Raw genomic sequence first — 11,969 nt, forward strand, 5'->3', positions numbered from 1 at the left:
ACCACTTAGCGTAATCGCGGGTGGCGCCTCTCGTAATCCGAGCGGCAGTTCCCCAATCTGACCATGTCGATGAATCGGTCAGCGCCGAAGCGCAGGAAGGAGAACTGCCATGACGAAGTATGCAGCCCTGGATGTCTCGATGGAACAGACCGCCATCTGCGTGGTCGATGAGAACGGTCGGAAGGTCGCGGAGGGAAAGGTTCCAACCGATCCTGACGCCATCTCGGACTGGCTGACCGGGAAAGGCGGAGAGATCGAGAGGATCGGCATGGAAACTGGCCCGCTAGCGGTCTGGCTGTGGAATGAACTTACGAAGCGCGGGCTGTCGATCGTGTGTCTCGATGCACGACACGCAAATGCTGCCCTCTCGATGATGCCGAACAAGACGGATCGCCATGATGCAGCCGGCCTGGCTCAGATCGTGCGCACGGGATGGTTCAAGGAAGTCCGCATCAAGAGTCACGGCGCCTACGTTGCGCGGGCGCTTCTGTCGGCACGTGATCTCCTGGTCGGCGTCCGCGGCAAGATCGAGAACGAGATACGAGGGCTATTGAAGACCTTCGGCGTCATGTTCGGGAAGAAGGTGGGTGGCTTTGCCCGTCGTGCCGAGGAGATCGTCTCCGGCGAGCTGGTGGCCGCGCCCGAGATCAAGGCAATCGTAGAGACGATGATGGAGGCCCGCAGATCCATCATTGAGCGGATCAAGGTTCTCGACGCGCGCGTTCGCGCTGCCGCGAAACAGAATGCCATGGCCCGCCTGTTCATGACGGCTCCCGGCGTCGGCGCCGTGATCGCGCTGTCGGTTGCCTCGACCTATGACGATGCTTCCCGCTTCCGTCGATCCTCCAGCGCCGGCGCCTATCTCGGTCTCACGCCCAGGCGCTATGAATCCGGCGAGGTCAGTCGAAACGGCCGCGTCTCGAAGCGCGGTGACAAGCTCACGCGAACCCACCTATATGAAGCCGCCAATGTGATCCTCACGCGACAGGTTGGCTTCTCTTCTCTGAAGGCCTGGGGCCTGCGGATCGCCAAGGGCGCCGGCTTCAAGAAGGCAAAGGTCGCGGTGGCGCGCAAGCTCGCCGTCATCCTCCACGCAATGTGGAAGACGAAGGAGCCGTTCCGCTACGCGGCTGCTGCAGCCTGAGGAGGAGCCTCGCCGCCCTACACAAGCCCAGTTTCCCGAGATGCGTCCTGCCGGGACGCTGCGCGGATGAGGTCGCTCCCTGGCATGCGGTCCAACGGAACCGCGAACACCACTTCGACCCACCCGTTCCAACGCAAACATGCGGCGATCCTTGCGATCGACCCCGGAGAGAACCCTGAGCCCGGCACGCGCTACATCAATGACAAGAAAGGAGCGCATTGACAGAGGCGATTAGAGAACCTCCAGGGACGTCACCGGCCCACATTCGGCAATCGGGCCGTCGGTGTCGATCGTTTCCAGCTGCCAAACGGGACAATCTGCAGAAAGCTTTTTTGCCTCCAAGGTAATCTTCAGAAACACTTCTCCTCGAAACGCCGGTAAAATTTTTAAAAGCACAGTTTTTCTCGGCAGCAATAACGGCTGCCAGGCAAATCCCAGTTAACTGACAGGGTAGTTCCGAAAAAGCGGCGTGAAGCGAAGGTAGGTCACAGTGGAAGAAAAGCAACTAAAGGGCCAGTCGACCTCCCAGTCGGTCCCCTCCCATGCTTCGTGTCTAATCATTGGCGGAGGCGCAGCCGGGTGCTCTGTTGCCTACCATCTCGCCAAACTAGGCTGGCGCGACATCGTTCTCATTGAGCGCGAGAAGCTCACCTGCGGAACTACATGGCATGCCGCAGGACTCCTTAGCCTCGGCCGCGTTGATCCGGACTGGCAGAAGCTGCTCATGTACTCTGCTGATCTCTATGAGCGTCTTGAACCCGAAACGGGTATTTCCACGGGCATCAAGCGTAATGGATCTTTGTTCGTAGCAACATCCGCGGAGCGAGAGCTCGAACTGCGACGTTTGTGTCCCCCAATCAACCGAAACGGAATGGAAGCGCACCTCTTGTCACCGGAAGAGTGCTCCGATCGTTACCCTGGGCTTGAGACCTCAGATGTCCGCCTAGGGATGTTCGTTCCGCGTGACGGGCAAGCAGATCCGACAAACGTAGCTCTGGCGTTGGCAAAGGGTGCCCGACAGCAAGGTGTTCGGATTGTCGAGGGTGTCAAAGCTACAAAATTGGTTGTGAAGAACGGTCGAATTCGGGGCGCGGAAACTACGAGTGGAAACATCGATGCCGACGTTGTGGTGAATTGTGGGGGAATGTGGGGGTCCGAAATTGGCGCGATGGCTGGGGTTAAGGTTCCCCTCCACGCGTGCGAGCACTTTTATGTCGTTACGGAACCGATCCCTGGTTTAAAACGCGATCTTCCGGTTCTGCGTGTCCAAGACGAGTACGCATATTATAAGGAAGATGCCGGCAAGCTTCTGCTTGGTGCCTTCGAGACTAAAGGAAAAGCATGGGGAATTGACGGTATCCCAGAAGATTTTTGCTTTGATCAACTGCCTGAGGACATTGATCATTTCGAACCTATCCTGACAGCCGCTGTAAGCCGACTGCCGATGCTAAAAAACGCCGGCATACGAATTTTCTTTAATGGGCCCGAGAGCTTTACGCCGGATGGCCAATTGATTATGGGCGAAGCTCCGAATGTCGCTGGGTTTTGGTGCCTATGCGGCTTCAATTCAGCTGGCATTGTTACTTCTGGGGGCGCCGGTAAGGCACTTGCCGAATGGATCGACTCGGGTGAGCCTACAACTGATGTTCGCGACATGGACATCCGCCGCTTTCAGACTTTTCAATCCAATAGGACCTATTTACGTCATCGAGTGCCCGAAATCCTTGGTTTGCAGTTCGCAAACACATTTCCTTACCGAGACTATGCTTCGGCGCGTCCGCTTCGGCAATCGCCCATATTTAATGAGCTCGGTGTAGCAGGTGCGTGCTTCGGTGAGCTGGCAGGTTGGGAAGTTGCCAACTGGTTCGCACCTGCCCAGGGGTCACATTTTGAAATGCCCATTACGGAACTCTCGTGGGAACGCCAGGCGTGGTTTGATTTGGCGGCCGCGGAGCATAGGCGTATCCGAGAAGTTTGCGGCGTCTTCGATTTGACGTCCTTTGGAAAAATCCGCGTGTTGGGCAAAGATGCCTTGGGCGTTCTACAGAAGATTTGCGCCAATGATATGGACGTGCCCGTCGGGAAAATCGTCTACACTCAATGGCTGAATGCTCGGGGGGGATCGAAGCAGATGTTACCGTAACTCGACTTTCCGAAACCGAATTCGTTATTATCACCCCAACTAGCACCGTACGCAGAGAGCTCAACTGGCTGCAGCGAAACACGCCTGTCGAGGCCAGTTGTTGGTCGATAGATGTTACGTCAGGCGAAGCTGTATTCGCGGTAATGGGGCCGAAAGCGCGGGAGGTCCTCTCTAAGTGTACAAACGCAGACTTGTCTAACAGCAGCTTTCCGTTCGGAACCGCACAGGAGATCGAGTTTGGCATGGTTGTTGTGCGCGCCCACCGCATCAGTTACGTTGGTGAGCTGGGGTGGGAACTTTACGTCCCGACGGATCAGGCACGCCATGTCTATAGCGTTCTCATGAGCGCCGGTCAGCCGTTGGGTCTCCGGCCCTGTGGATTTCGAGCTCTCGACAGTTTGCGCATCGAAAAGGCCTTCAGGGAGATCGGCCACGACATCACAGGTGACGACCACATTCTTGAGGCGGGCCTTGGATTCGCAGTTAGGACCGAAAAAGCAAAATCGCGGTTCGGTGATTTTGTTGGACGAGACGCTGTACTTTCGCGGAAAGATCAGGGTCTTACACGCCGCCTGATGCAATTCAAACTGCTTGATGCCGCGCCGTTGCTGTATGGGCATGAGCCTATTTTTCGTGACGGCGAACCCGCAGGAGAAGTATCGTCTGGGGCTTATGGGCATTACGTTGGATCTGCCATTGGGCTAGGTTACGTCCATTGCGCGGCTGACGAGCGAGCTGAAGAGGTAATTAGTTCACGTTTTGAAATAGACGTTGCGGGCACACGTTGCGTGGCCAGCGCTCACCTTCGCCCAATATATGACCCGACCGGTGATCGTATGCGATCCTAGATCTGGATATGGGTTGCAGCTCTGCCAGATGTTGTTACGGAGCATCGCCAGCTTGACACTGTTTCGTGCGTGCCACATGCGCCTCTGCAGCTGCCCGAAATGCCTTGCCGCGGACCGTGGCATCAGCGCTGGGATCCGCCATGACTTTTACAAAGCGTAGGCACTGCGGCTGTCGCGCTGTACTTAAAGGGGCTCTGCCTCAAAGTGCGTGGCGAAGTGGCAGCATTCTTGCCCGAAGCAATTCGGCGCCAGCACGTCCGTACATCGCTCGCTTGAGTGTCTTCAGGCGATTGATCTGGCCCTCGGCCTGGCCATTGCTCCATGGCAGCTCAATTGCCGCGTAGACGGCGTCGATATCGCGGCGGAGGACGCGTGCGAAGCGCATGATGGGAACAAGATCAGAACCGATCGCGTCGTCAATCCAGGCCTCAAGCGGTTCAGGCAGCCCCCCACGCAAGATTCCATTGAAGCGCATCGCCAGGCTGCGCATGGTGGCAAATGGGTGCGATCCCCGCTTCAAGGCATCGACCTTTCGCGCCTGTTGATCACTCAGCCGCTCTCGGGGCTTAATGCAGAGTGCCGCAGCCACCACGGGTGAGATCGCATGACCAGTATCCGGGTCCCTCACTGGGCCGAGGCTGATGGATGTTGCCGTTGGGATATTGGCTGTCGGATCGTCGGCCCGGCGCCACGCTCCGAGCAGCCGCTCCAGGTTCGAACGGCTGCCGGTGTATCCTCGGAGCTTGACATCATGGAACAGGTGGCGTCCGCACCGATTTCCGTCCTTCCAGCATTGAGCCAAGAACTGCTCGAAGTACCAGGGCGATGTTGGGTTGAACGACCGTCTGCGCCGATCCGGTGGTGTCTCGAATTAAGCCATTTCGACACGGTACGCCGTTTGTAACCGGTTCGCCGCTCGATCTCGCAATATGTCAGCCCTTCGTCTCGAAGCGCGTGGATGGTCGCGAACACTTCGTCTCGGGATTGTCGATGGGCGATACCAGCATGACGCCGATGCGCTGCAGCATCGACGTTTTCCTTCTCAGACAGAATGGACCTCCCGTTTGAGCGCCCTGACAAGTTCATCTGCTCCTCGACCGCCAAACGAAAGTTCTGCACAAGATGGAACCGGTCAGCGACTTGGATCGCCTGTGGAGCGCCCTCGCGAACCGCCTGCGCGTAGAGCCCGCAACGGTCTCGGCTCACGACTCCGATGGAAGGGTTCTTTCGCAACCAGTTTGCGGCGCTTTCGACACTCCGGTCTTCCAGAATGTCGACGACAGCCCGACGCTCAAGATCGACAATGATCGTTCCGTAGCGCCACGACTTGCGCCAACTCCAATCATCGAGGCCAATGACCTTGGCCGGTGGCGCTAAACCAGCAGCGCCGCGTTTCAGATGACGCAGAATTGTATCGTCACTCATCGGCATGCCGAAACGGCGCATCAACCGCTCGGCGGGTCATCCTCCGGTCGCATGACCCAAGTGTCTGGCAATCTCGGGTCTGGTGAGAAACTGAAGCTGCCGTTTGTCGCATCGCCTGCTTGGGATCGCGAGCACGCGTTGAACGTGCCTCGGCGGTCAGCGTGCTCTCGGCCTGGAACGGCCGGCCCAGGAAAGTCGGGCGCGAACTGCAAGCCGACAATCTGCTGGCGGCCGGTCAACTTCACGACACCCGAAAGCGCATTCGAGAAGCGCTCGACGCTCCGGAAATCACCCATCAGTTCCTTGCCGGCCTCCGCCTTGTGCCGTTTCGTCGACCTGGCAAGGGCGGCAAGCTGTTCGGAGTTGAGCGCGCCGCATATACCGCGACGCCGCGCCTCGCATGAAGCGCAGAGCACCGGGACGCCTGCCCGTGTGAATGTCTTCGCGCACGATGGAACAGCTATAGGTGTTCCCGTCGCCCGCCAGCAACGCCCGTAGCGTCGCAGTCGTTCCGGAGCCTATTTTATCTTTCGGCCGAGACCCATGGATTTGGCCAGGTTCGAGCGGGTTGCCGAATAGTTCGGCGCCACCATGGGGTAGTTGGACGGCAGGTTCCATTTCGCTCGATACTGATCCGGCGTAAGGCCGTACTGAGCCTTGATGTGCCGCTTCAGCGATTTGAAGCGCTTGCCGTCTTCGAGGCAGATGATGAATTCGGGCGTGACGGATTTTTTCGCCCGGGCGACGCCCTTGATCTCGTGGGGCTGAACATCGAGCGATCCGATCGAGATGAGTTTGATCGAGGCATATATCTTACCTATGAATTCCGGGAGTTCGGCCGCGGGCAACGGGTTGTTCGCAATATAGGCGGATACGACGCTTGCAGTCAGGGAGACGGCTGAATCGACGCCGTCCTTGCCCGAGACAACGCTATCCGCGCCTGAAAGGTTCTTCCCGTTGCGATGTGCAAGGTCGACCCGGTCAACATTGCCCGCTGGCCGGTCGAACCCATCCAACGCCCTGGTTATGGCCGGCTTCGCATAAGGCCTTTTCAAAAGCGCTCTCCTCTTGCCGGTCAAGCCCTGGCGGTGATCGATGCGAGATTCTGCCTCGCCACAAAATATTGTGGGAAAATTTCACACGTGTCAACCGGAGGGCGACGTCGACTTGCGAAACCGGGAGCCGGCGACGGGATATGAACGCAATCCCTGCGAATTCGGGATAGCGGGTGGACAGGCTGCATTGCTGGCCCATCTATTGTGGAAGCATTTCCCACGGGCTATTTTCGGCAAATTTTCGGGGCATGGGTGAATTGATTGACGGGTGAAGGACGGCGATGAGCAAATCGGCGGAACAATATCTGGATGCCGCGGGCGTCCAGAGCGCGTTGAACCGGGTGCTTCGCCCGTTGGTGCGACTGGCGATCAAGTGCGGGGTGACGTTTCCCACCTTCGTCGACCTGTTGCGGCAGATCTACGTCAACGTGGCGGAGCACGAGTTCACGCTGCCCGACAAGCCGCAGACGGACAGCAGGGTAAGCCTGCTGACGGGCGTCCATCGCAAGGAGGTCAGCCGTCTGCGCGGCGCCGGCGCCCCGGTCAGGGTCATACCCGACTCAGTTTCAAGGACAAGCGCGATCGTTGCGCGCTGGCTTGCCGATCCGATGTTCACCGACGCCAGGGGCGCGCCATTGCCCTTGCCGCGAATGGCCGAGACCGGCGAGGCGTCGTTCGCGGGTCTGGTGGAGTCGGTGACGCGCGATCTGCGGCCGAGGGCGGTTCTCGACGACTGGCTCGATCGCAAGCTCGTGGAGACCGATGAAGAGGATCGCATCGTCCTGATGGAATCGGCAATGGCGCCGCGCGACGACTGCGAGGTCAGGCTCTATTACTTTGCCCGCAATCTTCAGGACCATGCCGCCGCTGCCGTCGCAAACATCCTCGCCGACAAACCGCCTTTCATCGAGCGAGCCGTCCACTATGACGGTCTCTCGGAAGACCTTGCCAGGTCGCTCGAAGCCTATAGCCGCAAGGTCATGGTCGAGACGCTGCTCCACCTCAACAGGCATGCGAACCAAGCGGTGAAAAGCGATCCCGGCGGGACTAGCCGATGGAATTGCGGCGCCTACATCCTCACCTCCGACGGCGCATCGTTCGCCGGCGAAGACTCTTCCAAGCCTGCCGGCGGAGACGCCTAATGGAATGGAGGTTGACGAGGCGGAATTTCCTGGCGCTCGGCGCCGCCTTTCCGGCGGCGCTGTTCAGTGCTTTCGCGAGGGCGACGGACACGTCGGGCGACCGGGGTATCGGCGGCACCGGCTGGACGGCGGGAACCGGGGACGATCACGGCATCGGCGGCACCGGCATCGTGGGAACCATACAGCGCTTCGGCAGCATCTTCGTCAACGATGTGCGGGTCGCGTACGGTCCGGAAGTGCCCGTTTGGATAGACGGCGTCACCGCCACCGCGAGCAGCCTCAAGGTAGGACAAGTCGTGCGCGTGGCGGTGACACAGGATGCGGATCGCGTCGTCACGGGGCAAATCCATGTCACCAGCGAGGTCGTCGGACCCGTCGAGCGCACAAGTCGCGGCTCGATCCTGGTTCTGGGACAGAGCGTGGATACCGGCGGCGTTGCAGCGATGCCGCCGGTCAGGAAGGGCGATATCGTGGCCGTCCAAGGTATTCGCCGGCCGGACGGGAAAATCGTCGCGAGCCTGATAGAGGCCAGGCCATCCGAGACACGTTACCTGGTTCGCGGCCTGGCGGTCGTGAAGTCGGGGTCACTGCTGGTGGGGCGGCTTAATATCGGGCCGCGATCATCGCAGCTTGCGAACCGCCGCGTCGAGCTGACCCTGGCCAAGGCCACCGGCGGCTATAAGGTGGTGCGCATCGAGGCGGAGACACCGGTTCCGCAGGCCGATGTCGCGAGCGTGCTCTACGAGACCTTCCTGCGGCGTCAGGGACGTCGGCTGGAATCGGGTCTGGGCGTTTCCGTCGAAGGCGACGATTCGAAATCGACGGCAGTGGTGCGCGCGTTCCTTGCGGTCGGATTCGACCGGTCGGGCAATATCGTATCGGCCTCACGTCAGTCGAATGTCGGCCCGCACTCGCCAGGCCAGCCTGGCATGCCCGGTCAGCCGCCGGGTCCGCCGAACGGCGCCCCCAATGGACCCGGCGGGCCTGGTGGTCCCGGCGGACCGGGCGGCCCAGGGGGTCCAGGCTCGCCTTAAGGGCCAGGATAGGCCGAGGGGCAAAGGATCGCCGGGACCTTGCCCGGCGGCAATGTTGAGTGTTTTGCGGCGCCGGGTTCTCGAAATCACCGCTGTCTCGGGATGGCGTGGGATCCGGCCGGTCTGTCTTTTGCGAGGGGACAGAACCGGCCGGCGCAGTCGCACGGGCTCTTGTACCGGGGTGGGTGGTTCGAGCTTTTTTCGGTACGGCTGCTTTTCCGCGGATCATGCGGGGGGCAGGTGATCCGCTGAAATTCAGTCCGGGTCTGCGCGCGGCAGGCCCGGTCGAAACGGCTTGAATGATATTGTGGGAAAATTACCCACATGTCAAGCTTCATTGGATGAGAGGCGGGCCGGCGTTTTCATGCAAACTCTTGACGTGGGTAATTTTCCCACGTATTTGCTCAAGCCATCAGAAATTGATTGTCTGACCGGTCCAAAGATCAGGTGCGGGTCTCGCCGAGTTCGCAACGGTGAGCTGCGGCTGGCTTTTGTCATCCGGCTTGCGGGCAAAATAGACTTGAAGGTAATCCATTGAAGAAACTGTACATCGACGCGAGCTTACCTTTTCGATGGGGACCTCATCCGCCCGTGGGCATACCGCGCGTCGAGACGGCACTTGTCCGCCAGGCGCTTCGATGGCGCGCCTCGCCGGTCGGCTTCTTCATCGTCGACGCGCAGGGGCGGGGCCGAATGCTGGGCGAAGCGGAGCTTCGCTACCTGAAGCGGCTGGTCGAGGGTGAGCTGCCGCAAGCCGTCGGCGGAGAGGACAGGCCGTATCTGGCCCGCCTCGGGAAGGTGCTGTCGATCATGCGCGATGCGCCCTTCGATTTCGGACGCGAGTTCGACCGCGTGGCGGCGATCTTCGTCTCGGGCTCGGAAAAGCGGCGCGGGATCAAGTTCCAGCTCTCCAAGACAGCCATTCGACTGTTCAAGATGATGAAATCATGCCTGCGCGCGAGGAGGACCGAGACGAAGGACCCGCTGAAGGACGACAACGCCGTATGCTTCCTGTCGAGCGCAAGCGTACATGAGATTGCCGCCAAGAAGCTCGCGGGAAAAACCAGCTGCGGCATCTTCACCATCATGCACGATCTCATCCCGATCGACTTCCCGCACTTCGTCGGGCCTCATCATGCGAGGGGCTTCGTCCGCAACACGGCGTGGCAAGTGGAAAATTCCGACCTGCTCGTCTGCGTGTCGAACTACACGGCCGACAGGGTGAGATGCCATGCGAGAGCTTCCAATCCCGCTCGGATTCCGGAAGTGGCGGTCGCTTCGCCCGGCGCCTTTCTCAAGGAAGGCGTCGCAGACGGACGGATGCGCCCCGAGAGACAAAACCAAGGCCGGAAGTTCGTTCTTTATTGCTCGACGATCGAGATCAGGAAGAACCACATTCTGCTGCTCAAGGTATGGCATCGGCTTCTGCCTTTGCTGGGCGACCGGCTGCCGACGCTGGTTTTCTGCGGCCGTTGGGGGTGGATGTATGATGAGCTGGTGGCCTTCATGAAGGCCAATCCTCAGCTTCGCGACCATGTTCAGTTTCGCTCCAATCTCAGCGACCGGCAGCTGGCGGAACTCTATCGGGAGGCCGAATTCAGCGTCTATCCGTCCGCAGTGGAAGGCTGGGGCCTGGGGGCCGCCGAGTGCCTCGATTTTGGCCTGCCGGTTCTGATCTCCGACGCCCCGTCGCTGACCGAGGCAACGCAAGGGTTGATGCCGACGCTTCCCGCGCACGATGTCGAAGCCTGGTGCGCCGCCGTCGCCAAAGCCTGTTCCGATCCGGGCTGGCTCGCCGAATTGCGTGAGACGATCGCGTCGCGTTATCGCCCGATCCGCGAGCGGGATTTTTTCACGACAATAGTTGGCCATGTCGCCGCGTTCGATACTAGCGATCCAGCACCCATGATCCGTCAACCGGAGCACCCAGCGACGCGGACGGTTTCGCGAGCGGGCGAACTGCCGGCCGAGCAGCCGGCTTTTCGGCGGGTGGAACCGTGACCATCATGAATGTTTCAGCGTCCATCGGTTCCCCGACGCGCTTTGGCCAACACACCGTCGGCGTTCGTGTCATGGGCACCCCGAGATCCGGTACAAATCTCGCCAAATATCTGATCGAACGCTATCTGAAGGTGCCAGTCGTCTTCGATCAGGGGTTCTGGAAGCACGGGATTTTCCCGGCCCTGATGAACGGGCGCGATCTGCTGTATGGCGACCTGCCGATTGTCGTGATGAGCAAGGATCCGGTCAGCCAAATTCTCTCCTGGTACCGGCTGGCAAGGAACGACACCATTTTCAGGCCGAAGAAAAGCCTGGGTTCCTTCCTCCGCGGACCGTTCGAGGTCAGGCAGGATTTTACGCGACCTGGCAGTATGGAATACCGGTTTAAGACACCATCCGACTACTGGAACCAATTTTACTTTGCCATGGATGCGTTGGTGCGAAGTGGCGTTCCTGTCCATTTCGTCTGCTACGAGAACCTCGTATCGTCGCCAGCCCTGTCTCTGCACATGCTTTCTCATTTCCTGGACCGCTCGCCGCGATTCGACATTGGTCATACCGTGGAGCTTCCGCATTATGCGCTCGGCGCCAGCAATGACATTGACCTGACTGAAAGCTCGCCAATCGATCGGCCTCCGTTCGACCCGGTGCGTGCGGAGTTGGCTTCCGCACTTGCCCGGATCGGGTGGCGCAACGCGCGCGCGATCCTGCGCGGCATCGATGACGACGTGCTTGAAGCAACGGGGCGGACCGGGTTTCGCAGGTCGTGCCGGGAGGCGGTCGGCGCGAAAGCAATGCTAAGGTCGCTTGTTGGCTTTTGGTGAGGTCCAGGGCCGACGACCCTCGATGATCTGAAAACGTGGGCCGAGTTCGCCTCCGATCGACCACCGCATTGCACAATTCCGGCCCGCCGGCACAATAGGCGCTTGTCCGCCGGTTTGTTGACCATCCTTGTTATCGACGAGAACCGCATCCGCGCTTCGATCATCGAGGCCGGCGGGACGCGGGAGGCCATATCGATACAGGCGGCGCGAGTGATCACGTCTTCGGGCTATTCGCCCTGATCGGCACGCCTGACCCCAGAGAAGTCACCGGTCTCCGAGGCTGTCGGTCCGAAGTCCCTCAAATGCAATGCGGCAAACAGGACTTATCGCGGTTTCAATAGCAGCTGGGCGGA

General features: G+C 59.9%; 6 protein-coding genes and 3 pseudogenes. 6 read left to right on the forward strand and 3 right to left on the reverse strand.

What is annotated here, in order from left to right; all coding sequences use genetic code 11:
* Positions 1 to 109: 109 nt before the first annotated feature.
* Complete coding sequence (locus tag EJ067_RS33910; RefSeq protein WP_126089381.1) at positions 110 to 1,144, forward strand: IS110 family transposase; 1,035 nt, start codon at positions 110 to 112, stop codon at positions 1,142 to 1,144.
* A gap of 490 nt (positions 1,145 to 1,634) precedes the next feature.
* Positions 1,635 to 4,135, forward strand: a pseudogene (locus EJ067_RS33915) (FAD-dependent oxidoreductase).
* Positions 4,136 to 4,334: 199 nt separating this feature from the next.
* On the opposite strand, the pseudogene EJ067_RS33920 reads toward EJ067_RS33915, so the two are convergent.
* From EJ067_RS33920 to EJ067_RS33930, 3 genes and pseudogenes are all read right to left on the reverse strand, one after another.
* Positions 4,335 to 5,620: pseudogene (locus EJ067_RS33920) on the reverse strand (ISL3 family transposase); the annotation flags it as partial.
* A gap of 79 nt (positions 5,621 to 5,699) precedes the next feature.
* Positions 5,700 to 6,013 (reverse strand): annotated as a pseudogene (locus EJ067_RS35600) (Crp/Fnr family transcriptional regulator); the annotation flags it as partial.
* A gap of 65 nt (positions 6,014 to 6,078) precedes the next feature.
* Positions 6,079 to 6,450: a MucR family transcriptional regulator gene (locus EJ067_RS33930; RefSeq protein WP_126089853.1), complete on the reverse strand. Its 372-nt coding sequence runs from the start codon at positions 6,448 to 6,450 to the stop codon at positions 6,079 to 6,081.
* Between the two features lie 446 nt (positions 6,451 to 6,896).
* On the opposite strand from EJ067_RS33930, the gene EJ067_RS33935 reads away from it, so the two are divergent.
* The 4 genes from EJ067_RS33935 (at position 6,897) to EJ067_RS33945 (ending at position 11,616) form a co-directional block, all read left to right on the forward strand.
* On the forward strand, positions 6,897 to 7,757 hold the full coding sequence (locus tag EJ067_RS33935; protein WP_189510259.1) for a DUF6502 family protein: 861 nt from the start codon (positions 6,897 to 6,899) through the stop codon (positions 7,755 to 7,757).
* Positions 7,757 to 8,791 carry a DUF5666 domain-containing protein gene (locus tag EJ067_RS34870; RefSeq protein ID WP_189510261.1) on the forward strand — a complete coding sequence of 345 codons (1,035 nt, stop codon included), beginning with the start codon at positions 7,757 to 7,759 and terminating at the stop codon, positions 8,789 to 8,791. Before EJ067_RS33935 ends, EJ067_RS34870 begins: the two co-directional genes overlap by 1 nt.
* Before the next feature lie 591 nt (positions 8,792 to 9,382).
* Positions 9,383 to 10,792, forward strand: a complete 1,410-nt coding sequence (locus tag EJ067_RS33940) for a glycosyltransferase family 1 protein (protein ID WP_126089383.1) — start codon at positions 9,383 to 9,385, stop codon at positions 10,790 to 10,792.
* Positions 10,789 to 11,616, forward strand: coding sequence for a hypothetical protein (locus EJ067_RS33945; RefSeq protein ID WP_126089384.1), 828 nt, complete (start codon positions 10,789 to 10,791; stop codon positions 11,614 to 11,616). Before EJ067_RS33940 ends, EJ067_RS33945 begins: the two co-directional genes overlap by 4 nt.
* Positions 11,617 to 11,969: the final 353 nt, after the last annotated feature.

The sequence above is a fragment of the Mesorhizobium sp. M1D.F.Ca.ET.043.01.1.1 genome (assembly GCF_003952385.1).
In the GTDB taxonomy this organism is placed as follows: Bacteria; Pseudomonadota; Alphaproteobacteria; order Rhizobiales; family Rhizobiaceae; genus Mesorhizobium.

Coding starts and splice junctions, on each gene's coding strand:
- EJ067_RS33935 (WP_189510259.1), top strand. CDS start 6,897: ATGAGCAAATCGGCGGAACAATATCTGGATGCCGCGGGCGTCCAGAGC.
- EJ067_RS33910 (WP_126089381.1), top strand. CDS start 110: ATGACGAAGTATGCAGCCCTGGATGTCTCGATGGAACAGACCGCCATC.
- EJ067_RS34870 (WP_189510261.1), top strand. CDS start 7,757: ATGGAATGGAGGTTGACGAGGCGGAATTTCCTGGCGCTCGGCGCCGCC.